Annotated in this window: 23 protein-coding genes, 2 pseudogenes and 1 riboswitch; of the genes and pseudogenes, 8 read left to right on the top strand and 17 right to left on the bottom strand. The window is 39.0% G+C overall.

The genetic code is table 11. The features are described from left to right. Positions 1-117 precede the first annotated feature (117 nt). Positions 118-939: an AraC family transcriptional regulator gene (locus UB51_RS04675; protein WP_044876296.1), complete on the top strand. Its 822-nt coding sequence runs from the start codon at positions 118-120 to the stop codon at positions 937-939. A 71-nt stretch (positions 940-1,010) separates the two neighbouring features. Here the strand turns inward: UB51_RS04675 and UB51_RS04670 are convergent, their stop codons facing one another. Then, entirely contained in the window at positions 1,011-1,322 is a 312-nt protein-coding gene (locus tag UB51_RS04670; protein WP_044876295.1) for a hypothetical protein, read from the bottom strand. 29 nt (positions 1,323-1,351) lie between these two features. Beyond that, positions 1,352-2,287 (bottom strand): Gfo/Idh/MocA family protein, encoded by a 936-nt coding sequence (locus UB51_RS04665; RefSeq protein ID WP_044876294.1) that lies wholly within the window; start codon positions 2,285-2,287, stop codon positions 1,352-1,354. A 64-nt stretch (positions 2,288-2,351) separates the two neighbouring features. Here UB51_RS04665 and UB51_RS28715 point away from each other — a divergent pair. Together UB51_RS28715 and msrA are read left to right on the top strand one after the other, a co-directional pair. Continuing rightward, a pseudogene (locus tag UB51_RS28715) lies at positions 2,352-2,876 on the top strand (TVP38/TMEM64 family protein); the annotation flags it as partial. Between the two features lie 219 nt (positions 2,877-3,095). Continuing rightward, entirely contained in the window at positions 3,096-4,082 is a 987-nt protein-coding gene (msrA, locus tag UB51_RS28710) for a peptide-methionine (S)-S-oxide reductase MsrA (RefSeq protein WP_044879891.1), read from the top strand. Positions 4,083-4,194: 112 nt separating this feature from the next. On the opposite strand, the gene UB51_RS04655 is transcribed toward msrA, so the two are convergent. The 3 genes from UB51_RS04655 to UB51_RS04645 form a co-directional block, all read right to left on the bottom strand. Further along, positions 4,195-5,211: a S66 family peptidase gene (locus UB51_RS04655; protein WP_044876293.1), complete on the bottom strand. Its 1,017-nt coding sequence runs from the start codon at positions 5,209-5,211 to the stop codon at positions 4,195-4,197. Between the two features lie 140 nt (positions 5,212-5,351). Beyond that, positions 5,352-6,053, bottom strand: a complete 702-nt coding sequence (locus UB51_RS04650) for a YitT family protein (RefSeq protein ID WP_044876292.1) — start codon at positions 6,051-6,053, stop codon at positions 5,352-5,354. A 336-nt stretch (positions 6,054-6,389) separates the two neighbouring features. Beyond that, entirely contained in the window at positions 6,390-6,887 is a 498-nt protein-coding gene (locus UB51_RS04645; RefSeq protein ID WP_044876291.1) for a Crp/Fnr family transcriptional regulator, read from the bottom strand. 321 nt (positions 6,888-7,208) lie between these two features. On the opposite strand from UB51_RS04645, the gene hmpA reads away from it, so the two are divergent. Continuing rightward, positions 7,209-8,414 (top strand): NO-inducible flavohemoprotein, encoded by a 1,206-nt coding sequence (gene hmpA / locus UB51_RS04640; RefSeq protein ID WP_044876290.1) that lies wholly within the window; start codon positions 7,209-7,211, stop codon positions 8,412-8,414. A 42-nt stretch (positions 8,415-8,456) separates the two neighbouring features. Here hmpA and UB51_RS04635 read toward each other — a convergent pair whose 3' ends face one another. The 5 genes from UB51_RS04635 to UB51_RS04615 form a co-directional block, all read right to left on the bottom strand. After that, positions 8,457-8,912 carry a hypothetical protein gene (locus UB51_RS04635; RefSeq protein ID WP_044876289.1) on the bottom strand — a complete coding sequence of 152 codons (456 nt, stop codon included), beginning with the start codon at positions 8,910-8,912 and terminating at the stop codon, positions 8,457-8,459. A 117-nt stretch (positions 8,913-9,029) separates the two neighbouring features. Beyond that, positions 9,030-9,196, bottom strand: a riboswitch (cyclic di-AMP (ydaO/yuaA leader). Between the two features lie 402 nt (positions 9,197-9,598). Then, positions 9,599-10,486, bottom strand: coding sequence for a VanZ family protein (locus UB51_RS26855; protein WP_234405544.1), 888 nt, complete (start codon positions 10,484-10,486; stop codon positions 9,599-9,601). Positions 10,487-10,764: 278 nt separating this feature from the next. After that, entirely contained in the window at positions 10,765-11,949 is a 1,185-nt protein-coding gene (locus tag UB51_RS04625; RefSeq protein ID WP_044876287.1) for an IS256 family transposase, read from the bottom strand. Between the two features lie 92 nt (positions 11,950-12,041). Beyond that, a complete protein-coding gene (locus UB51_RS04620) occupies positions 12,042-12,938 on the bottom strand; it encodes an aminoglycoside phosphotransferase family protein (protein ID WP_044876286.1) in 897 nt (298 codons plus the stop codon). Between the two features lie 262 nt (positions 12,939-13,200). Beyond that, positions 13,201-14,118 (bottom strand): SMI1/KNR4 family protein, encoded by a 918-nt coding sequence (locus UB51_RS04615; protein WP_044876285.1) that lies wholly within the window; start codon positions 14,116-14,118, stop codon positions 13,201-13,203. 367 nt (positions 14,119-14,485) lie between these two features. Here UB51_RS04615 and UB51_RS04610 point away from each other — a divergent pair, with 367 nt between their 5' ends. Further along, on the top strand, positions 14,486-14,845 hold the full coding sequence (locus UB51_RS04610; RefSeq protein WP_044876284.1) for a winged helix-turn-helix transcriptional regulator: 360 nt from the start codon (positions 14,486-14,488) through the stop codon (positions 14,843-14,845). Positions 14,846-14,929: 84 nt separating this feature from the next. On the opposite strand, the gene UB51_RS04605 is transcribed toward UB51_RS04610, so the two are convergent. The 4 genes from UB51_RS04605 to UB51_RS04590 form a co-directional block, all read right to left on the bottom strand. Beyond that, positions 14,930-15,460: an NAD(P)H-dependent oxidoreductase gene (locus tag UB51_RS04605; RefSeq protein ID WP_044876283.1), complete on the bottom strand. Its 531-nt coding sequence runs from the start codon at positions 15,458-15,460 to the stop codon at positions 14,930-14,932. Positions 15,461-15,692: 232 nt separating this feature from the next. Further along, a complete protein-coding gene (locus UB51_RS04600) occupies positions 15,693-16,187 on the bottom strand; it encodes a YhjD family protein (RefSeq protein WP_044876282.1) in 495 nt (164 codons plus the stop codon). Continuing rightward, entirely contained in the window at positions 16,184-17,452 is a 1,269-nt protein-coding gene (locus tag UB51_RS04595) for a DNA polymerase IV (protein ID WP_044876281.1), read from the bottom strand. The genes UB51_RS04600 and UB51_RS04595 overlap by 4 nt, the downstream gene beginning before the upstream one ends. Next, positions 17,449-17,826 carry a YhjD family protein gene (locus tag UB51_RS04590; RefSeq protein ID WP_044876280.1) on the bottom strand — a complete coding sequence of 126 codons (378 nt, stop codon included), beginning with the start codon at positions 17,824-17,826 and terminating at the stop codon, positions 17,449-17,451. The genes UB51_RS04595 and UB51_RS04590 overlap by 4 nt, the downstream gene beginning before the upstream one ends. Positions 17,827-18,043: 217 nt before the next feature. On the opposite strand from UB51_RS04590, the gene UB51_RS04585 reads away from it, so the two are divergent. The 3 genes and pseudogenes from UB51_RS04585 to UB51_RS27575 all read left to right on the top strand — a co-directional run. Then, the gene (locus tag UB51_RS04585) at positions 18,044-18,595 is read left to right on the top strand and encodes a GNAT family N-acetyltransferase (protein ID WP_052675756.1); all 552 of its coding nucleotides are present in this window, start codon (positions 18,044-18,046) and stop codon (positions 18,593-18,595) included. After that, the gene (locus UB51_RS04580; protein WP_044876279.1) at positions 18,592-19,482 is read left to right on the top strand and encodes a GNAT family N-acetyltransferase; all 891 of its coding nucleotides are present in this window, start codon (positions 18,592-18,594) and stop codon (positions 19,480-19,482) included. The genes UB51_RS04585 and UB51_RS04580 overlap by 4 nt, the downstream gene beginning before the upstream one ends. A 585-nt stretch (positions 19,483-20,067) precedes the next feature. Further along, positions 20,068-20,250: pseudogene (locus UB51_RS27575) on the top strand (IS110 family transposase); the annotation flags it as partial. Between the two features lie 478 nt (positions 20,251-20,728). On the opposite strand, the gene UB51_RS04570 reads toward UB51_RS27575, so the two are convergent. The 3 genes from UB51_RS04570 to UB51_RS04565 form a co-directional block, all read right to left on the bottom strand. Beyond that, positions 20,729-21,703 carry a phosphotransferase gene (locus UB51_RS04570; RefSeq protein WP_044876278.1) on the bottom strand — a complete coding sequence of 325 codons (975 nt, stop codon included), beginning with the start codon at positions 21,701-21,703 and terminating at the stop codon, positions 20,729-20,731. A 207-nt stretch (positions 21,704-21,910) separates the two neighbouring features. After that, positions 21,911-22,078 carry a tyrosine-type recombinase/integrase gene (locus UB51_RS28705; RefSeq protein ID WP_234405543.1) on the bottom strand — a complete coding sequence of 56 codons (168 nt, stop codon included), beginning with the start codon at positions 22,076-22,078 and terminating at the stop codon, positions 21,911-21,913. Between the two features lie 7 nt (positions 22,079-22,085). Next, a complete protein-coding gene (locus UB51_RS04565) occupies positions 22,086-22,754 on the bottom strand; it encodes a tyrosine-type recombinase/integrase (protein ID WP_234405542.1) in 669 nt (222 codons plus the stop codon). Positions 22,755-22,953 lie beyond the last annotated feature (199 nt).

Below are 22,953 nucleotides of genomic sequence, written 5' to 3'. Positions count from 1 at the left end.
GTGACTTATTGATCTTAGTACCATAGTATTCCGAATTCTTTTATATTAAAATGAATAATATGATTCAAACATGAACAATCTGGTCATTATTTTTTATTTATAGAAGGAGACAGGTAAATGTCCACCCTAGATTCGTGTCAAGTGTATATAGCAGGATTCTCATTCCATCACAAACCTTTCCACAGCACAGAAACGGATGGAGTCAAAACGTACCTGATGCGTCTCCAAACAGATGGCCGTTGCCGCGCTCGATATGACGGTAAGTTAGGCATGATTGAAGCAGGGGACTTACTACTCTACTCTCCAGGTGAACCTTACGAACTAAAGATTGACCAAGAAGTAAATTCACTTGGTGAATTAATGGTAGAGAGTGGTGATTACCATATTTTCTTCGGGGGTACTTGGGTTGATGAATGGTGGAACCGACAAGATCGGCCTACACGCATGAGTCTTCCCCTGAATGAAGGATTCTTGAACTTGTTTCGGCAGATCGCACTCGAACAACGTCGAATGGAGAATCCATACCCTGAAATACCAGGCTACTACCTGAGAATTCTATGCTTAGACATAGATCGCTTGCTAAAAGAACGGCCCATCAAGACGCATAAGACTTACTTAGCATATCAAATCAAGCATTATGTTGAGGAGAATGCTTCTTATATGTTCAAATTAGAAGATGTAGCGGCCCATGTTGGGATCAGTGTCTCACGTGCAGTTCATCTTTTTAAAGAAGCATTCGGAACAAGCATCATGCAGTATACATTAGATGTAAAGCTCGACATGGCTAGGGAACGAATTATATTCAGTCCTATGTCCTTGGAGAACGTAGCAGAGACATCTGGGTTTGCGAACTACACTTATTTTCACCGCGTTTTTCGTTCTCGATACGGCATGTCACCCAAACAATTTCGATTAGCTAATCGAGAGCAGTTGATGTGACACACTATAGACTTCAAATAAGCGGCGCCCCTGCATGCAGGAGCGCCGCTTATTTAGTCATTATGGCTTCATTACAAGCTTGTCTTCGACTGAATTGCTTCTGTAACAACAAAGGCAAGATCATCATTGCCAAACATGGAAAGGACACCGAGTACTGTGTCATCTGGAATATCTCCAGCTTCTTCTTTAGATACGGTAAGCTCCATTACCTTCAATAACTGTTCATTATGAAGCTGATGTGGATAGGCCTCACTATACAATTGCACTGGATCTAGATCGTTGTTAATACACCATTGTGCGAATACAAGGATCATCATATCTTCATCTTGACGGTAACTTTGCTTAATTTGCTCCTCGAGGGCTAGCTTTTGCTCATCGTCCATTCTTCTCTTCCTTTCTTCTAGAAATATACTTATACAAGCTCCGTTGCTAATACATGACTGCCAAGTACTTTATCCGCCGAAACCGTACAATCTTCCGGAGTATCTATATGTTCAAGGAAATGGTTCACGATGTCGCTGAAACCACGACGATGAAGAATCGTATCCCAGTTACCAAATGAACGCGTCGTGGGCGCACTTTCTTTTTGATAAAAAAGGCCGTCCTCCATGTTCACAATTTCGACCGAACGCCCGTGTCCATGAAGTTCAAGCTTCTCGAGGTCATTCCCGGCACTTCGAACCATACTATACGAGCTTGTCTTCCCTTCACCTAAACCAAGGACACCAGAAGCATGTCTCATCTTCCCCTCATCATTACTAATAAGTTGATGTTGAAGAAGTTGATAAGCTTGATCATCACCGAGCCATAACAGTGTATCGAGCATATGAATCAAGTCATCAAACACGGTCACACGACTAGTCGCTTGCTGTGTCCGTGTACGATGCTTCGATGCAAAACACTGTTCAAACCCACCCACTTCATCCATCCATGTCTTAGCTTCCATATACATTGGAGCAAAACGCCGATTAAACCCTACAGCCAGCAATAATCCCTTGGATTTAGCAAAGTTAGCCATCTCTTCGGCTTCCTTTAGATCGTAGGACAGTGGCTTATCCACATACACTGATAATCCATGCCGTAAACAGGCCATCACAATCTCATAATGCATTTCCGTTGGACTATGTACAAACACTGCATCTATATCCCAAGACAACAAAGTCGACAGATCCGTTGTCCCTTGTAATATACGATAAGAGTTCATTGTTTCTTCAACAGTTGCGGCAGAACGACTCATGATCCCTACAATCTCTGCCCCCTTATGGTGGGACAAAAGTGGCAAATAAACTTTACGAGCAATATTTCCAATTCCAATTAAAGCAACCCGCTTAGCGGTTCTATTCTTCATACATCGGTTTCCACCTTTATTTAGATACTAGTATTTACAAAACTATTGATTAACATTATATATAATGTTAATAGTAATTGAAAATAGAGGTGCTTATAAAATGAAGAAATGGTTACCGCTGCTCCTCTATGTGCTCCTATTGGGAACAGCCATTATAAATAAAACAGTTATTTGGGACTGGATGAACGATAACGATTCCCTGACTATTCTCATTATTATGTCTACTCTCCTAGCTTGCTTCCCCATCGTTCCATACAAATTGGTCATTGCTACTTTAGGATATAGCTATGGTGTAGCATGGGCTTCTATTATCTCTTGGTTAGGTACTACGCTAGCTGCAGTTATCGTTTACGGTATCGTAAGATATGCCTTCCGTGAACAGGGACGACGTTACCTCGCCAAGAAACCATGGATTCAATCATTTACTACAACGATTGAGACACATCCCTTCATGGCTATCATCATTGCACGCCTGCTCCCCATTGTACCCCAGATGGCAGTGAACATTTATGCAGGCGTTGCATCTATTTCTTTATGGCGTTATACCCTTGCCTCAGGTATCGGTAAAATCCCTGGTATTGTACTCTATGCTTATCTGGGTGGGAACCTAGTCTCTAGTCCTTATACCACTTTATCCATTTTAGCTGTTTATCTATTACTACTTGGCATATTATTAAATTTATATAAAACAACTTTGAAGCGACGCGCTATTCGGAGCAACTTTATCCCTGTTCTTGGTTCTAGCGATAATATGAATTATAATGAAAGTGACTTAAATCATTTACAATTAAGGAAACGGAGTGATATTATGACGGATTTACAACCGACCACGAGCGAAAAAGCTACTTTTGCGGGCGGATGCTTCTGGTGCATGGTAAGCCCGTTCGAGGAACTTCCTGGGATATTAAAGGTCGTTTCTGGGTATACCGGTGGACATACCGAGAATCCAACTTATGAAGAAGTATGTACGCATACAACTGGACATGTGGAAGCGATTCAGATTACTTACAACCCTGTTGTGTTCCCATATGAGAAATTGCTAGAGCTATTCTGGCAACAAATTGATCCTACCGATGAAGGCGGGCAGTTCTATGACCGAGGTAGTTCTTATGCCACAGCCATTTTCTATCATACGGATGAGCAACGTGTTAAAGCTGAAACTTCTAAACAAACACTAGAACAGAGCAAACGTTTCGATAAACCGGTGGTAACGCCCATTCTTCCAGCTAAACCTTTCTATGAGGCAGAGGAATATCACCAAGGCTACCACAAGAAAAATCCAGCTCATTACAAACGTTACCGCAAAGGGTCTGGGCGAGATGCCTATATTGAGACTCATTGGTCACCGTCCATAGATAAAGAAGATCTGGAACAACGCTTAACTCCAATTCAATATGCTGTTACGCAAAAGAATGGGACTGAACCAGCATTCCAGAATGAATTCTGGGACCATCATGGCGAAGGCATCTATGTTGATATCGTTTCGGGTGAACCTTTGTTTAGTTCTGTTGACAAGTATGACTCTGGTTGTGGCTGGCCAAGCTTCACCCGTCCACTTCAAGAGTATGTGATTAAGGAGAAAACAGATGCTACTCACTTTATGATTCGTACGGAAGTACGTAGTAAAGATGCCGATTCGCATCTAGGACACGTATTTAACGATGGGCCAGGACCTACGGGTCTACGCTACTGTATTAATTCTGCTGCCCTCCGCTTTGTATCCAAAGAGAACTTGGAGCAGGAAGGTTATTCAGAGTATCGCGTTCTATTTGAGAATAACGAGAATCAAGGATAAACGACTTCATCCTCTCACAAGTTAAAGAATCCCTGAATTAACAGAAATGACGTATCCCAACAAGCTGTTGGGATACGTCATTTTTAGCATACGCCATATTCTTATCAACCTGCTATTCATTGAAATATTGCATGACGGTTCCCTTACCTTCAGTCACTTTAACTTCTGCATAGGCTCCATTAATCAAGGTGATTTGTGGAGGCACATGACCACAATCTACATCATAAATAATAGGAAACCCAAACTCATCGGAAAGTTCTTGATATACATCTTCTGCAGTGTAATCGTTGACAGGTTGATTCGCATTACTTCTACCAAACATAATACCCGAACAATTCTCAAACCAACCTGCCAACTTCATTTGAACAAGTGATCTACGTAAATCCACTGTTGTTAATTCACAATTCTCAAGATACCACAATACAGATTCACCATGGATCATATGATTTCTGAAATGGTGTACATCACCGTATGGTGTGCCAATTAAATGTCGTATCACATCTATACAGCCACCTAGTAAACGTCCTTGGATGGTCACATTATGATTTGTAGTCGTTCGCCAATAGGTTGGTTCTGATAAATGAAATACACTGGGTGAGAGGTTATCATGCGGCCATTCTTTTTGATATTGAGCAGATGAATGTTGGAGGATCGATTCTCCTGTTGATGTCGTTAAGACCGACTGCCACATCGCTGTCGTCTCATCTGTGATTTCCCCTCTTAAATCTACAAAGTTCGTTCCATGAGCAGTTGCTATCCCTGTCTTTAAGGTTATCGCCAGCAACAACAGGCTTATATCTGAATAACCCATGATCCACTTATTCTCTATATGGTCAAAATCAATGTCTTCAAGAATCTCAATGAGTAGTTCGCCACCCCAAGGGGGGATGATAGCATCAATACGATCGTCTCGCATCATTTCATTGAACTCTTGAGCACGCTGTTTGGCTGGCGCGGATTTCGCCTTATTTTGAGTCCACACCGTTTCTCCACAAACAATGCTAAATCCTTTCGCTTCCATACGGCTACAAGCTTGTGTAAACATCTTATGTAAGTCAGCTTCTATACCAGATGAAGGTGCGGTCACACCTAGGGTTGCACCCTTTGCCAAAAACGGATATTTGATCATTATGTGCTGATTCCTCTTTTCTGAATATCTGAGTCGATGTAAATATTTATTTCCCCATTATACTCCAATACCTCCCCATTATCTTGATTGCAATAAAAAACCGCTCAGTTCTATAAAAAGAACAGAGCGGTTATCTTATGTTAGTTTCCATTGTGTATTGCATGTATCGGTTTAGAAGTAACCGTCTTATTAGGTACGGATACAGATGTGGCTACCCTAACCTTACGTGGAGTTCTCCGTCTTTGATAGGTCACCGTTAACGTAATGACCTTACCTGCAACACTTACAGCTAGAATCGTATACAACGTTTCCCTAAGGGGTAAGTAAAATATAGAGAGCAGAAGAACAATCGCGTCCAGTAAAAAAAAGACACTTCCAAGCTTCATTCCTGTCCAACGGCTAATGAGAAGCGATAGGATATCGTCTCCGCCAGTGGCTCCTCCAAAACGTACTACCAGTCCAGTCGCAAATCCTGTCATTACCCCGGATAGCAAAGCAGCGAGAAATAAATTCTGCTGCATATCAATAACCAACGTAGAGTAACGCTCCATTCCTTCATAAAAGATAGAAAAGGATACCGTCGCAATGATCGTGTTCATTAAAAATTTGCGACCTTTGATAAATAGCGCAACCAAAAGCACAGGAATATCTAGTATAATCATGCTAAGCGCTGGCGGTAGATCTAAGACGTATTTGCCTAATAATGCAAGGCCCACAAATCCACCCTCGGATAAATGATTCTGAAAATTAATATGATAATAAGTAAAAGACAGTAAACATGTTCCTAACAGCATTACGGCGATTTGTTGTATCGTTGAAATCAATTGTTCTTTTTTCCTCATACAAGTTTCCCTCTAATCGTAGAATATTGGTCATAAACAATACAACCATCTACGAGGAACAAACTTGGATGATGTGGTCCTTCGCATCCTTAGCTTCCTTCTTTCGTAGAGGTTGTTGTGTCATCAATTATCCGACATTGCTCTACGAAAGGCGCTAAGTGTATGAGAGATCATAACGTTTCCAGATCGTCCTTTGGGGAATGTTCCTTCGGGGACACATGGTATCCTGATCCTTTCTCTATTTGAATAAGTTTCTATATATCATTATAACACCATCACCACAAATGCTAAACAGCTACCACGAATATAATATTGGTAATAACTTCGCACAATAATTTATTGACCTCTAAGCAACCGATTTACCGTTTCTCTCCGTACACCAATCAACTGTCCAATTTCCTCTTGTGTAAGCATATCCGTGAAATTCACTCCATGTGAATGGTCCTCCAGCCACTTCGTTAAAAGCTCTAATCGTTCCATTGGCGTACCGACCGTCAAGTGATCAAGACGTTGCTGCATAAAGCGTAATTTTTCCTGCAATAATAGGGCAATTTCCATCGGTTTATTATGGTCCTCCTGCAATTGACGATACCATTCTTTGGCAGGTATAGCTTCCACCTCACTGCGCATAAGTGCTATAGCAGTGCCGTGTGTATCTTTAGGTGTAATCAGAGAATGGTGTGGTACCGTTTCACCTGAATATAGAATGTTAAATAGCACGATATTTCCATTTTCATGTAATCGTGTTACCTTAAACAATCCACTTTTGATGTGGTACAAATACTCCCCACTATCACCTTGATGAAATAAAACTTCTCCCTTATGTAAAAGCATTATGTTATGTTCCTCCATTGTTTAATAGGGTTAACGGAAATATATTCTACCTTATCTTGTTATTATAACAGAAGGATAACATTCTCTTACCATAAATTTGGACTTGCCACAAGGATAATTCAATCCCCTTTCTAGATATAGGATAATTTCAACATCAGTTTATTTATATTTCTATGATTTATTGTGAATAATATCATTGCAGTATTATTTTGTTCACATTTTATTAACTTTTCCTGTGACGAAGAACACACTTTCTCTTTCCTCCGTTCTATACGATTTATAAGTAGCAACTATCCGATTGCAGAAAAGAGGTCATGTATAATGTTAGACCCACGTACTATTGAAATTATTAAATCAACCGTGCCCGTGTTACAAGTTCATGGAAAGAACATCACTACCACTTTCTACAGCATGCTATTCGAGAACCATCCCGAATTGTTAAATATATTCAATCATGCCAATCAACGTCAAGGTAAACAGCAAACTGCTCTTGCTAATGCCGTGATCGCCGCTGCTGCTAATATTGACCAATTAGAGAACATTCTACCTGTAGTAAAACAAATTGCGGAGAAACACCGTGCATTAGGTGTATTACCAGAACATTACCCCATTGTAGGTGAAACGCTATTATCTGCTATTCAGCAGGTGCTTGGCGATGCAGCGACTCCAGAAATTATCGGTGCTTGGGCCAAGGCCTATGGCGTAATCGCCGATACTTTTATCGGTGTTGAAGTAGATATGTATCGTGAAGCTGCGGAGGTACCTGGGGGTTGGCGTGGATTCAGAAACTTTGTCGTAAGCCAAAAAATCAAAGAAAGTGAACTCATTACTTCCTTCTACCTCTCCCCTCAGGACGGAGGCGCTATATCCTCTTATTTACCGGGACAATATATCACCGTCCGTGTTCAACCTGAAGGTGAACAATACACCCACATTCGTCACTACAGTCTATCAACAGCATCAGGGCAGCCTTATTACCGCATCACCGTTAAACGAGAAGACGCAGCCGTGGATAAGCCGGCAGGCGTTGTATCTACTTACCTACATGAAGCCGTTGATGTTGGCACTGTATTGGAAGTGAGCGCCCCAGCTGGGGACTTCACACTGGATCTAAATCGTGATATCCCGGTAGTTCTTATCAGTGGAGGCGTTGGGCTAACTCCAATGGTGAGTATGCTAGAGACGTTAACTGCTGAACAGCCTCAACGTGAGGTAACTTATATTCATGCTGCTATCCATGGAAGACTTCACGCCATGAAGGGATTAATAGAAGAACTGACTCAATACCATCCTCATCTGAAATCCTATGTGTGCTATGAATCTCCAGCTGAAAGGGAAGACTGCGATAAATCAGGTTACATCGATCTACCATGGCTTCAAGAGGTCGCAGATCCGAACGCCGATTTCTATTTCTGCGGACCTACTCCTTTTATGAGCACCATATTTAAGGCTCTACTGGAATGGAAAGTGCCCAAGGAAAGAATTCACTTTGAATTCTTTGGCCCAGCAGGTAGCTTGGAAGAATAATACAAGGAGGGTCTATCTGGGCCTTCTAATTAGAATAGACCTCTAAAACGCAAAGTATGCTTGGGAACGATCAAATAAAAAAGAACGTTCCCGAGAATGACTGACCCTTTCTAGTTGTTGAATAGGATTGTTTAGATTCGAAATCAGATCGCTCAATGCGGATTCCACTAATGTCTTCCTAATGGATCCCCATGCTTCATTTTTATCTTGTACGTAACGCATACTTTCCGTAATGGAAAGGCCCTTTAAATGGATGAAGACGGAAGCCCATTGAACGAGGTCGATATTTTTTCTTGTGTCCGGCATGACGTACTCTGCATATCCAGCTACGCCATGGCTGAAAACTTTTAACAATCCACAGATGCAAAGTTCGCTGTCCCACGGATTACGTGTTTCTATTAATTTGGAATCAAATCGGAATATTTCCATATGGCTTACTTTTAATTCAGACCGTTCCTTCTCTCCCAAGCAAGGGAAATACTCAGTTAATTGCAACATGATAGGATTCTCCTCATCTACAAAGAATAAAAACACAAAGAAGCCCTAGAGCAGAGAAACTCGGCTCCTGGGCTTCTTCCACAGTAAATAGACGGTACTGTAGAGGCTACGGTCGCGGTTCTCTCTCAACTACGCTTACGAGGTTAGCTGTCGGATTCGGGCTTGAGAGTGCCCTACCTAAGTGCTTGTGTTGCAAGCATAAGGATTCACCCCATGAAACCACATTTTTCGTGGCTCGGTTGGTTCCCCCATTTCCCTATTCGGGAATTCAGCGTTTGAAATGAAAATGTCAAGTTATTGAAATGAATCATACGCTCTATCGTATTCAAAAGTAAAACGCTAATAAGAGGGTTATTCTGCGTATTTAGAGTAAAAATGCATGTGGAAGCGAATACATATTGAATAGTCATTGATTCTCCGCATAAATCCTACGTCATGCTAGTCTTCTCATCATTTGTAAGATATAAAGAGAAATAAAGAGTTGGATAGAGTAAATCGAAGATAGATGCTGAATATATATTCCGAAATGTAAAATATAACTAAATTTGAACCGCGTCTTTCTTTACAGAAATAATTTCCAGGGATATGATACAACTCATCAATACAAGACACGAATAATAATGAAATAAGCTTCCCATGGGAGGAAAGCTTATTTCATTTCTTTCATTAACTGGATGAGGCACTTGTTAGAACAGTGATCTTAATTTTTCTTTAATGCTGTTTATAATCTTTTGTCCTGTGTTAACTTCTGTAAGAGTAATGTCCCACATCACGGCATTTGTAATCGGATTTGGAACATCGTTAATAATTTTTATGGTAAGTTCATTTGCTCCGTTTAAAGGGGTTTCAAAAGACAGGAGCGAATTCTCACTACTTTTAGCTGATAAACCCAGTGAATAAATTTCTGTTCCATCTGCACTAAAAATTATGTTGCTATTCCCTTTGCTTGCACTGTTGATTAAATCATCTGGTATAGCGATATAGCCTGATATTTTTGTATATTTGCTATTTAAAAGATACGTAAACTCGTTAGTTCTTGTATTTTCTCTGCTGTACATATTAATTTGAGGCTCAAACTTTGTTTCGACCGCTGTAAAACTGGAAATGCTTTCATCCCACAGTACAGACCCATCTTTTAATGTAAGTTCATTTAGGGCTACGACTTCGTCACCCCCTTTTTCTAAATAATTATTGATGCCACCAACAATGGCAGTGACTCCAATCGAAAGTATAATTGCTGTTAAGATAATTTTACAGATCCCTTTAAATTTATCTCGATCACGGGGTACTAAACGTTGTGCACAAAATCCTACCGCAGCCCCTAATGTATTAATGATGATATCGTCAATATCAAAGGATCCTAAATGGGAATGCATTTGTAAGGTCTCAAGAAACGTAATAAACAGAATAAATAAGATTATAAATCGAATAAAACTAGAACGAAACAGAAGTGGGATGACAATCCCAAAAGGTATAAATGCTACAAAGTTCCCCAACTCAAAAACCCAATTTTGAAAGTCTCTCCCCATTGGATAATGTAAAGGAATCCCTTCAGGTATTAGGCTATATCTCAAGCTAGTGTCTTGACTAATAGAAGCTCTGTTAAAACCTAAATGAAGTAAGATTATCAAGACCTAAACTTAAGAAAGTCAAATAAAATAAAGGGTTCTACATATTGTACATAACTAATATGTGGAACCCTTTATGTTTAACTATCGTTCTCCAGTAGCATAACAATAAGGCTGACTGTCTTACCATAATTTAAATAATTGAAGATTGAAATCATTATTGTATTTTGGCAGCGTCAAGAATTATGTGTAAATGAAAATAACCTTATCTTGTAGAACTAGGGTTAGTCTTTGGTGGAGAACATAGCTAGCAGTTCTGAACGAGCTTTATCAAAACCAATGTGACAACGGGTAGCAAAGCGTTGGTTATAGCTTTCAAACTGTGCAACCAAGAATTTTTCTAGTGCTTCTTCATGGGGGAATTGCTCCTTACGATTCGTGTATTTCTTAATCTGTTTGTTAAACGACTCGATTAAATTCGTCGAATAAATGCTTCTCCATATCGGCTTAGGAAAACTGTAAAACGTAAAGATATAGGGGTTTTCTCGTAGGGATTTAATGACCTTAGGATAAGCGGTTTTCCACTTGTCACAGAAGGCTTTTAGCGCTTCTTTACCAGCTTGTTCATCGTCGGATCGATAGACGGATTTGAAGTCCTCACAGACTTCTGCTCGATCTGAGACTCGAACTTTATGGGCAATATTACGAACTAAATGAACACAGCATGTTTGGTACTTCGCATGCGGATAGATCTCCTGAATCGCATTCACAATGCCTGTGAGTCCATCGGAGATAAACAGAAGGATTTGTTCGGTACCACGCTCTTTCACGTCCTGGAGCAGTTCTTTCCAGATGTAAGCTGATTCGGTCGGTGCAACGGCGTACGTGAGTACTTCCTTGGTGCCATCCTCACGAATTCCTACGGCAATATAGACCGCTTCCTTAGATACGGTTTTACGCTTAACCGCGATATAGGTAGCATCGATATAGACGCACACATAGCGCTTCTCAAGTGGTCGTTTCATAAAAGCATCGACATGTTCGACCATTACTTTGGTCATGTTCGATACGGTTTGCGGCGTGTAGTGGTGACCATACATTTTCTCGATTAGGTCGGCAATCTCCGTCATCGTGACACCCTTTTGAAACATGTGAATAACGAAAGATTCTAGCGTGTCATTTGAGCGTTTATACGGTGCTACGGTCTGTTGCTTAAACTCTCCATTACGATCTCGAGGAATGTTTAACTGCAGGTCCCCATACTCGGTATGAAGCGTTCGACAGTAGCCACCGTTTCGAGAATTACCTGAATTTACGCCTATACGGTCATATTTTTCATAGTCTAGAAATGCAGTAAGTTCCGTCTCTAGCAGATGATTCATGGCAGCTTCTAAGTGATTACGAAAAACCTCCGTCACATCTTTTTTTGTGACTAGAGCTTGAACTAAATCTGTTGTAAAATGATTCATAGGGAAGACCTCTCTCTGTGAATTTTGTGTGGTAACTCAATTCTACAAGAAAAGGTCTTCCTTTTTCTATTTATCTATTTACACAAAATATTTTACGCTCTCTGTATTTTCTCTGATTCGTAATCATCTACTATTATATTAATAACATTAAATGATTCTTCTGCTATTGCTTTGTTAGAATTTTTATTACCATTGTATGTTATTAAAGCCTTCCATAGAGCCCATCCTCTTGCTCTGTTCCAAGTGTCTTCATCCATATTTAATACATTCTTAAATATCTTTCTACTATTTTTATCAAAAAATGTCCATGCCATTGCAGCATCACAAGCAGGATCTCCCACACCCAATATTCCGAAATCAATGACTGCACAAAGCCTTCCATCTTTAACTAGTATATTTCCTGGTGCTATATCACCATGAACCCAAACAGGTTCTGAATCCCATTTAGAATCTAATGCCAGTTCCCAAATTTTTTTCAATAAGTCTTCATTAAGAGTATCTTTATTATTTTCAATTGCATATCTAGACTCTTCATCGTATACAGCTATAGATCCACCTCTATAAAAATTATGCTTCCCAGCTAAAGGACCTCCACTAGCATCAATAGATTGTAACTCAATTAAAAATGTCCCCAAGTCTCTTGCAAATTGATTAAGATCATTAATACTTTTTTGAGACAATGTCTCTCCCTCTAACCACTTATTGATAGACCAAGGCCATGGATATTCATCACTAGGTTTGCCTTTAGCTAATGGTGTAGAAACTGGTAAAGAAAGTTCTTTGTTTAATATGGGTAACCATATTTGTTCTTTCTCCACTTGAGGAACATAGGATGCTGCACTTGGTAATCTTACACTCATATGCTCACCTAAATGAAAAGTTCTATTATCATGCCCACTAAATTTTACAGGTCTGATATCTAAATCAGACCATTCGGGAAATTGTTCATTTATTAATCTTACAACTAAATCGACGTTAATATGATTCATTAGATACCTCCCTCTACATAAAAACAACCCTTTAGATAATCATATCCAAATGATTAAACGGTACAACTTTATTTCAAAGCCACATTTCCTGTACTCTTTCAATGTAGCTTCGATCAAGTAATATCTCTTTCCTAATTTTGTTTAACATCGCTTGTAGTACGGCTCACCGTATCATCCATGCTACGAAAACAAAAGGCACCTGATGAGTGCCTTTATTATTGGAGTATATTTATTATCTGATGCAACTTGCCGCTACAGACAACTACAAAACATAAAGCTCCTCATTCACCAATCCGCGAATAAAGGCCTCAAAGTTTGGAGCCAACCTGGTAATCTTGTAATTATTCTCTTTGTCCACATGAACAACCTCTGGTTCGCCGTCATTTCCTGATGAACGGTAATCTAGCATCACCACCCCAGACTCAGAAGGACATTCAAAAATTGCCACACCAATTTCAGGATAACCACCATTCTCAATCACAAACCGGCTGCCTGAATCTCCGCACAGCGAGTTTCTTTTCTCTCGCCCAATTCCCAAGATAGCGGGAATCGTAACATGGCCTTTTGCCCCAGAGATGGCTTTCCCTGTAGGAAAACACTGGTTTTGGGGAATACCCCCGTTGTGTAACTTCATCATCTGAATATAAAAAGCTGGTAACCTGAAGACCAGTTCTTCTTCTACGGAAGAAATTAAATCGTCTGTGGGCAAATTCAAAACATATTTCTCAAGTGCAAACTCACTGTCTTCCCAAAAGTTTGTGAGATCAAGATCGGAATCGGTATCAAACTTGATATTCAACTCTGCAGAGGACTCTTCTACAGGTTTCTGGACGGTTTTACTCCGAATCCAGTCCAGGAACTCCAAGGTATCCTCATCTCCGGGGTCTAACTTGTCTGCTACGTTAAATTCCCTCAAGGCATCATCATATTGTTCCAGATAGTAATAGGCAAGTCCCATACGGTAGTGCCAAAGCGGATCATCTTTGCCCTCTTCCGCAATGATTAAGAACTGTTCAATCGCCTCTTCGTAACGTTCAAGATTACTCATCGCTCTGCCCAAATGACTGATCAGTACATAATCTCTATCCTCCGCAGGAATCTCCATAATTGTATCTACGATTTCTTCAAACTCATCTTCTCCATGCAACGCATCTAGCTTTACCAAAAGATCATCACTCATCATGTATGCCTCCCACTTTATACTCTTTTTGAAATTATACCATTCCCAGCATAGTCCTCTCCAGCACGGCAGAGCTAGCAGCGCCTACATTATCATTTTTACCACCGAGATGATGAAGATGATATTTGTCAAAGTGAGCATAAGCTTACTTGTGATACGGTTCTCCACACACGCTATAACGGCTAAATTATGTACCTAAAAGGTTTAGTTGCAACGGTGCCGTCAAAGGTATACCATTTTCTTAATTTATTCAAATTAAGGATATAACAAGTATTATAGCGATCTTACTTTACCTCCTTTCAGTAACACTGTAAAATATAAAGTATGTATATTTATATCATATACCCACCTAAAGGAGAGTGTAACTATGAGTGAAAGCTGTGTTCCTACTGGTGTGACGCTAAAAGACACTGGCTTTGGATATACGTTGTCCTTAATAGGCGGTAAATATAAAATGACCATTATGTATTGGCTGTCTGAAAATAAGGTTATGCGGCATAATGAGCTGAAGCGATGTATCGGTACCATTTCCTTTAAAACGCTAAGCATCATGTTAAAAGAGCTGGAGGCAGATGACCTTATCATACGCAAGGAATTTCCCCAAATACCTCCAAAAGTTGAATATTCTTTATCTGAACGTGGTCTTTCTCTCATTCCAGTGTTAAATATGATGTGCGAGTGGGGAGAGAAAAACAGTTTGTCAGCTCTGGAGGCTGTACAGCGGTAGGCATAGCTATTTTGTTTAAAATCAAAAGAAGTATCTCCTGAACAAGGAAATACTTCTTTTTTATAGCTTTAATAAAGCTCCCTATTACAGGTTGTCAACAAAATTCAAATAATCTTGTGCGCTTTTTTCCAATTCATTTGCAGACCGCCCATTTTCTGTACCATAAAACGCAAAGAATGAACGATAATCTGCATTGCAGTATAGGAAGGTCGTTTCAAAAGGAGATAATAAATGTTCAAGTGTATAGCGATATCTTCCCTCTTCACTATAATCTTCTTTTTCAATTCCGGCAGATACAACTAAAGCAGCTTTGCGATTCTTTAATTTATCGCCTCCATTTGAACCATAAGCCCAACCATAAGCAAAAACATCGTCAAGCCATTTTTTAAGGATAGGCGGACAATTAAACCAATATATAGGGAACTGCAAAATAAGATTATCATGTGATTCAATTAATTTCTGTTCTTTTTCCACATCAATGTTTCCGTCTGGGTAAATCTTATACAATTCGTGTACAGTATACTTTTCAGGATATTTTTTGAGTTCTTCTACCCATCGCTTATTAATAACAGATTTTTCTATGCTTGGGTGCGATACGATAATAAGAGTTTTCAAAGATTTGACCTCCTTAAATATTATTTACTTCTAGAGTATAAAGTACGCACTACAAATAAGTAAGTATGCACTTTTAGTACAGGTACTTACATAAAGGTTAGTGTCAATTCAGTAGCACTCGCTTCCCGGTCATGTATGGTGTAATCAATACAATTCATTTAGAGTGACCGTTACAATCAACAACTCCAGTCTAAGACTTTATTTTCTTTGGACACTTCGCAAGTTATATTTTTTAATTGTCTGGCTTTTTCTTATTGCATATGTTGGTTATAAGAACATCAGCATATCGTCCGATCCTCATACTTACTTCAGCACGCATATAGCTTCTAGTGATTACAAAACTATCTTCATAATTACGGTAGATATATCGGTAACGAACCATTTGATCATCTTTTTCCTCTTCAAACACGCGAATATTTTTTTCCAATAGAGATCTTTTAACTTTAGATAAATCTGTATACATGTTTTTAGCAAGAAGTTGTGCTACTTTCGTGTAGAGTACTCTTAGCATTTCGGAGGATCGCTCAATTTCACGAGCTTTTCTCATGATAATCGAGTGCATAATCGGTAATAAAACAAAGTCCTTCATCATATTGATTTCTTCTGTTGTTGGGCAACTAGGATGAACAGCTTTATCGCTGAGTCTATTTTGAAATGCTTCTTTATGTTGTGGCAACATCATCCGGCTAGATTCCCAGAGCCCATTCTTTTCAAGTTTTTTACTCACTTATAATGCCCTCCAATTTTCAACGACCTATCCGCTGATTGCCCAGCAGTAGTAAGCGATGAAGCTCTTACGATTGCTGCGCTTCCATATCGATCTTTAATATAATCAGTGGTCTTATCCAATGCTCTAGCCTTTACCTGATCTTCAAAAAGGGTGAGTTGATAATCTTGATCATCCTTTAATTGACTTAAAGTTACACCGATACGACGTACGGGCATTCGATCCCAAAATTTATAAAAAAGCACTTTTACTGCTTCAAATACGGTATTTGTGTGGTTAGCAGGATCCTGCAGTTTCATTTGGCGCGAGAACCCAGTTGGTGCTTCATAAGGGCTGCACATACAACTAACTGTGACTACAGAGCCCATATATCCTTTACGACGGCAATCGCGGCAAACCTCTTCTGTGAGCTCTAGTAAAATGGTATCCACTTCCCATGGTTCTATATAATCTCTAGGCAATGTCATCATATGGCTAACTGACTTTGGCGGCGTGTCGAATGTTCTAGGTGTAACAGGACTATCATCCAAGCCATTTGCTGTTCGCCACATTACCTCTGCATGAATATCCGATTGTTTGCCAAAGCGAGCACGAAATTTTTCTTTAAGACGTGGCAACGGTGTTCTGGCAATATCTCCGATTGTATTCATGCCAAGGCGAGCAAAGTGAGAGGTCATACGTGAACCGACACCAAACATCTTATTTACTGGTTGTGGCCAAAGTAAGGTTTCAATTTCTGCTTTTGACAAAGTGAAGATACCCTCTTCATTTTTCTTTGCCCATATATCAGTCGCAATTTTAGCAAGTATTTTATTAGAACTTATACCGACTCTAACCCATACTCCTGTTTGACTTAGAACTTTTTGCTGAATAGCTTTAGCGATCGTTACAGGCCCCCCAAAGATGTGCAGGCTTGCAGAAACGTCTAAAAATTGCTCGTCAATACTAAAAACCTCGATTAGATCCGTAAACTCCTCATAAATCTTTGTAATCATCAGTGAGACATCAATATAATGCTGCATGCGAGGACGCATTACTACGAGATCAGGGCACTTATTTAGAGCCTCTCCTAGACGATCCGCTGTAGTTACTCCAAAACTTTTTGCAATTGGACAAGCGGCTAGAATTATTCCTGATCTTTTTAATACAGATCCAGCCACAGCAACCGGCTTATTCTTGTATCCTGGGTGCTCTGCCTTTTCAACGCTAGCGTAAAAACTCTGGCAATCCACTAGAAAAATAACCTTTTCGCGGGATTCACTCATCTTAACCGCCCCTGTATATTCATCAGCATGGTCATTAACTCTGCTTTTACTAAACCTCTCAACATAGTGAAGTGGTGGATATAGCCACGAACTTTGTATTCAATATCGATACCTAATACATTCAATTCGGTATTCAGAACTTTAATATTTTGTTTCTTCATTTTAATTTTCAAGGTGTGCAATTGCGGATAAATTGAGTTTTCAACTTCTTTAAGATAGAAAAGGACTTGATTGTACACAATTTTATCTTTATAGATTTTTAGTTCTTCCATATCTCTTGTCAACATATCCAGCAAAATGGGGAGCAAGGTGTATTCCTTGATCATTTCAATATCCTCTTTTGTTTCAATACTTGGATTAGCAGTAACACTCATAATCTCATCTCCGAAATACGAACGTATATTCCTGTTTTTCATATTATATACCGAACGTACGTTCTTTATCCAAATGAAATTTCTGGAATATAAAATAATGAATCGATCTGGCAGTGTGAACAAGGAATAGTCCAGTAGTAATTAATCCTCCATTTTGAATCGGAATATTCAAGATGTTACAATAAGAGAACACATAACATTCTTATGAGGAGATAATATGACCACCACAAATACTAACAAAATCACATTTATTAAAGCTGATATGAGTCACTTAGAAATAGTAATAGAATGGTTTAATAGCCCGCATGTTCAAGAGTTTTGGGGAACAGGTGATTATACTCGGAATAACTTTACCAACAATATTGTGAATGGTACAAAGGAGTTGTTTGATTATTGGGTAGCATCTTACGATAATGAACCCTTTTCACTTATCATGACTTCTGATGCTAGTGAGGACACGCCAGAGCATCTTGTGCCCTTCCTTGAACCTGACGGACTAACCCTTACCCTTGACTTCTTGATTGGTAATAAAAAATATCTAGAAAAAGGTTTGTCGTATCCAACCATTAATGAATTTCAGAACTTTCTAAACGATCAAATATCTGCTTTACTAATTGACCCAGAAAGTAATAATTCAAAAGCTATTCATGTATACGAAAAAGCTGGGTTCAATAAAGTAAGTACCTTCATCCCGGATGAAGGAGACTTTTCAGGAAAATCGCATGATCTGATGAAATGGAAAAGAAGTTGGAATGGGGATGTATCATGAGTGAATATCAATTAATTAGTGACTACAAGCACATCGAAAAATATAAGGAAAGCTTTAATGAGCTTGCAAAGATGATATTTGAGATCAATTTTAAGGACTGGTACAGCAAGGGCTGCTGGAACGATAACTACATATGTTATTCATACGTAAATGGGGATCAGATTATTGCGAATGCTTCTGTCAATAAAATGATCGTGACGTCCAATGGTAAGGAATATAAGGCGATTCAATTGGGAACGGTGATGACACATCCAGATTATCGTCACCAAGGATTGGCAGTTAAGCTGATGAACCATATCATTGAAAAGTATGAAAAGGATTATGATTTCATCTATTTATTTGCTAATGATACAGTGCTAGATTTTTATCCTAGGTTCGGGTTTGAGAAGGTTCAGGAAAGCAGTTTCAGCTTGATGGTTTCAGATTTAAAAAAACAAGTGACTCCAAAGTCCGCTCTACGCAAGCTAGATGTCAATAACCAGATTGATTTCGAGGTACTAAAGGAATTTGCGACTGAAAGAATTCCTGTATCGTCGAGATTAGGTATAAAGGGTAATGAGGATCTATTGATGTTTTACTTTATTCTAGTCTTTAATGATGCGATTTATTATGTCGAAGAGGAGGATGTGATTGTTCTATTTAAAGAAGCAGAGAATCAGTTGCATGTTTTTGATATTGTGAGTAAAAAGACAATCGATTTAGAGGTAGTTGTCAAACATATAATTTCTGATGCCACGGAGATGATCCATTTCTACTTTGTGCCTGATAGTGACAATGAGAACATTCAGTCAGGGTTGATCACAGAGACGGATGATACATTGTTTGTTCGTCCATTATTGAAAGATGGAGTGAAGCATTTTTTATTTCCGTTAACATCGCATGCATAGAATTTCTGATGGGAAATATCACAAATGACAATAATATATTTCAATAGAGTTAATAGAAATCATGTAAAACAACTGAGTTGGGGGAACTCAGTTGTTTTTTGTTCAGGTGGATATTAGGGGAATCATCAGACTTATTATTTATATTCTCTTCTATCTTTACTTAAGCCAAAGATACCGTTTGTATTTTCTAATTCTATCAATATTTTTTTATATCGTTCTAATTTAACTTGAGTTAATTCAATGGACCTAGTTCGTCCTGCTTTTTGATATAGTATTATATCGTCCTCCATTAAGACCTGATCTTTATAATACGATTGAAAAGTTTGGTCAACATGAAAGGACTTGCAATGTTCTTAATCCATGGTAGCTCTATTGTTTGTGTAAGGTAATCACAGGGAGCTTTAGGACTCTTGATGCAGAACCCATGGTCAAGTCGGATGGAATCAAAATTATGTCGGATCCATTCTAGTTCTAAACCATTTTCTTGAGCTTGTTTCTCCAAATTTCCCTGAGTAATCTGACCATCTGCTGTGAGTATTATGGATGAAAATGCACCTAAAGATCGGGTTTTTCCCCATTCTCTTCGTTTATCTTGCTGTTTTGTGCGGGATTAGACGTTCTGGAAGCAAGAAGTTAAGAGCATTCTATGATAAGAAACGTAGTGAGGGAAGACCATACCGAGTGGCAGTCGTGGCTTGCATAAACAAGCTGCTTCATTGGATATTTGCCGTTTTAACACGAAAAGAAGCCTTTATAGATATCGTCTAGAATCCAGAACTTTCTTCTGGAAGAAATGCCTTCCAATGATAGGAAGGCTATTACGCATGCCCATTATAGTATAAGGCTAGAGTTCAAAGAAATTAAGAGAAAAATATTGACAAGATATTAGTTGGTTTTAGTTTAATAAACGTATATTTTTAGGACTGTTTAAAGGGGATTTAGACAGCTCTTTATAATACAATTTTTTCTCTTCAATTTTCCTGAATTTATGCCACGTTAGCCAAGATAGAATCACATAAAGTCTGTACTTTTGAGTAATATTTTTCTCTTGTTCATAAAAAAATCTCACATCATCAGCTCCAATCTTTTTCATTTATAGTACGATATTAATGGATAAAAAGATTAAATTATACTGCCCGTTAGGTGAGAAAAGGCTACCGATCTACTGGCAGCCTCGAAGGTGTTTATTGAGCAAACGTGTCCCGTTAGCTTAATCGTCCAATGTTACGGTTTCTAACCGTAACATTTATAAGCCCCCCACAGCCTTCTGAAGCTTTTCATCATTTTGAGCTAACCAAATCATTTCTTCGGCGAATCTTACCTGTATATCATTATGTAAATCCATTTGCGAATTAATCCACCATACTGATTCCAAATACCATAGCATTCTTAAGGAATCAACTAACATACCATTACGATACTCATTTTCCTTGCGATAACCAGCCAGATAGGCAGAAGCAAAATCGGTACGTAAAATACCATCATAAAATGCCCAAGACATTATGGCTCTTGCTACATCTAATTCTGGATAATCAAAATTCAGTCTGTCAAAATCAAGAACAGCTGAAACCTTATTATCATAAAACAATAGATTATCAACCCATAAGTCTCTGTGAGTCCATCCTGCTGTACTCTTACCAAAAGAATCAACATCTATTGTTTCAGTTAATCTCAATTGTAGTTCTATATTGCTTATTAAATGTGCTTTATCATTGTTTTTTGCATCTTCGATAACATTATTCCAATGAAATAGTCGTTCATTACGACTCTGTGGTATGAATTGTGGGTTGCTTTCCACACTAATCGAAGAATCATTCAATATCCGATGCATCTTACCAGTAACAGTACCAAGCTCATACATTTGTTGTTTGTTCATATATTTAGGTTTAACAATCTTTCCAGGACAAAACCGCATAATAATAAACTTTTCGTCGTGAAATCGATGAAGAACTTCCTCTTTTACAGTCAACAATTCAGGACATGGAAATCCTGTATTATGTAATCTCTGCTGTTGTTGCAAGGCTCTACTAAGTACATCAATATTACTAAATCTTTGTGTATGATAAACCTTAAGCAAAAACTTCCCTCGGTCTGTCACGAGCTTCCACTTTAAATTAAGCCAACCAAGCGAGATTGGTTCCCAAGAATATAGCTTAAACCCAAACAATTGTTGGGAGTTTTTCTGCAATTCTAATAATATTGGAGGAATACGATGTTCCATGTTTTCACCTCGACTCAGGAAATTATTGTGAGTAACTTTACCACATATAAGTGCCATTTGAAATAGATAAATAACAAACTTTTATTCCACATAACTGCCTTATAGCCTCAAGAACGCCGATTACTCGCTAGTTGCCACACGCTATCCTACCCGTTAATTGTGAAAAGGTAGCCCACCCTTGGTCAACTACCTTCACCTGTAGGCACATTAAAAGAAACGACGATACAACTCTCGTCTACATTCTCCACGCAGTTGAGCGTATACCTGAGTGGTCGATGCTTTCTCATGCCCCAGCATTCCTTGAATGAATTCCAAAGGGGCTCCGTTATCTAGTAATTGGTAAGCATAGGTATGGCGAAATCGATGAGGGTACACATTAGCTTCAATTTCTCCTCGATTTGCTAATCGCTTTAATGCCCATCTGATCGTCGGGATCGCCATTCGTCGTTAGGGTGTGTGTATCGGTCACAAAGAGTGCCTTACAGGAGTCCTCGTGACTCTCCAGGTATTTTTTTAACCACACTTTGCATTCGGTGGTGAAGTAAATTTCTCTTTGTTTGGCTCCCTTGCCGTTTACAATTGCTGAACAATTCTCCCAGTTAAGATCTTCAATGTTTATCTTCTGTACCTCCCCAGCACGACAGCCAGAACTATATAGGAATTCAAGTAAAGCTCGTTCTCGAGAGGATAGACAAGAGATCTTCAGATGAACCACATCCTCTTCAATTAAGAACTTCGGAATGCGTTTATCCATCTTCGGTTCCCTTAATTTGAGAGAGGGGTTCATCGTGAGGTACCTTTCTTCATAACCAAAGCGAAAAAGAGAACGTACAAATCGAATACGGTGTCCTAAACTACTTAGCTTCAATCGCCCGGACTGTTTAGATAAATATTCCTTTAGCAAATGTAAAGTGATCTCTCCTATATCAAGGTCACCTAATTCGCTAATCAACATCTTCATTTGTAATGAGTAAGCTTTTAAGGTGAACGGACTAAATCCCTGAATTCGTTTGTCTGCTTCGTAAAGTCTCCATAAATCACTTAACTTCATAAAAAACCTCCCATTAGACCTAATAAATCTAGGTTTGCTTGAAATGAGAGGGTTTAATCTGTTTTACTGAACTAGCGTGTCCCGTCGTATTATGAGATTAGCCAGTTTTTACTGGTTGACCTCTTTATATTAAGTGGGTCTAATAACGGTAGTCGGGGTTGATCGATCGTGTCCCTGGGATAACATCCCGTCGCTAAAA

The sequence above is a fragment of the Paenibacillus sp. IHBB 10380 genome, from assembly GCF_000949425.1.
Lineage (GTDB): Bacteria > Bacillota > Bacilli > Paenibacillales > Paenibacillaceae > Paenibacillus_AQ.
Note: the sequence above shows the minus strand (reverse complement) of the source record. Positions and strands in the feature narration are given on the sequence as shown.

Coding starts and splice junctions, on each gene's coding strand:
- UB51_RS04675 (WP_044876296.1), top strand. CDS start 118: ATGTCCACCCTAGATTCGTGTCAAGTGTATATAGCAGGATTCTCATTC.
- UB51_RS04670 (WP_044876295.1), bottom strand. CDS start 1,322: ATGGACGATGAGCAAAAGCTAGCCCTCGAGGAGCAAATTAAGCAAAGT.
- UB51_RS04665 (WP_044876294.1), bottom strand. CDS start 2,287: ATGAAGAATAGAACCGCTAAGCGGGTTGCTTTAATTGGAATTGGAAAT.
- msrA (WP_044879891.1), top strand. CDS start 3,096: ATGACGGATTTACAACCGACCACGAGCGAAAAAGCTACTTTTGCGGGC.
- UB51_RS04655 (WP_044876293.1), bottom strand. CDS start 5,211: ATGATCAAATATCCGTTTTTGGCAAAGGGTGCAACCCTAGGTGTGACC.
- UB51_RS04650 (WP_044876292.1), bottom strand. CDS start 6,053: ATGAGGAAAAAAGAACAATTGATTTCAACGATACAACAAATCGCCGTA.
- UB51_RS04645 (WP_044876291.1), bottom strand. CDS start 6,887: ATGCTTTTACATAAGGGAGAAGTTTTATTTCATCAAGGTGATAGTGGG.
- hmpA (WP_044876290.1), top strand. CDS start 7,209: ATGTTAGACCCACGTACTATTGAAATTATTAAATCAACCGTGCCCGTG.
- UB51_RS04635 (WP_044876289.1), bottom strand. CDS start 8,912: ATGTTGCAATTAACTGAGTATTTCCCTTGCTTGGGAGAGAAGGAACGG.
- UB51_RS04625 (WP_044876287.1), bottom strand. CDS start 11,949: ATGAATCATTTTACAACAGATTTAGTTCAAGCTCTAGTCACAAAAAAA.
- UB51_RS04620 (WP_044876286.1), bottom strand. CDS start 12,938: ATGAATCATATTAACGTCGATTTAGTTGTAAGATTAATAAATGAACAA.
- UB51_RS04615 (WP_044876285.1), bottom strand. CDS start 14,118: ATGAGTGATGATCTTTTGGTAAAGCTAGATGCGTTGCATGGAGAAGAT.
- UB51_RS04610 (WP_044876284.1), top strand. CDS start 14,486: ATGAGTGAAAGCTGTGTTCCTACTGGTGTGACGCTAAAAGACACTGGC.
- UB51_RS04595 (WP_044876281.1), bottom strand. CDS start 17,452: ATGAGTGAATCCCGCGAAAAGGTTATTTTTCTAGTGGATTGCCAGAGT.
- UB51_RS04590 (WP_044876280.1), bottom strand. CDS start 17,826: ATGAGTGTTACTGCTAATCCAAGTATTGAAACAAAAGAGGATATTGAA.
- UB51_RS04585 (WP_052675756.1), top strand. CDS start 18,044: ATGACCACCACAAATACTAACAAAATCACATTTATTAAAGCTGATATG.
- UB51_RS04580 (WP_044876279.1), top strand. CDS start 18,592: ATGAGTGAATATCAATTAATTAGTGACTACAAGCACATCGAAAAATAT.
- UB51_RS04570 (WP_044876278.1), bottom strand. CDS start 21,703: ATGGAACATCGTATTCCTCCAATATTATTAGAATTGCAGAAAAACTCC.
- UB51_RS04565 (WP_234405542.1), bottom strand. CDS start 22,754: ATGAAGTTAAGTGATTTATGGAGACTTTACGAAGCAGACAAACGAATT.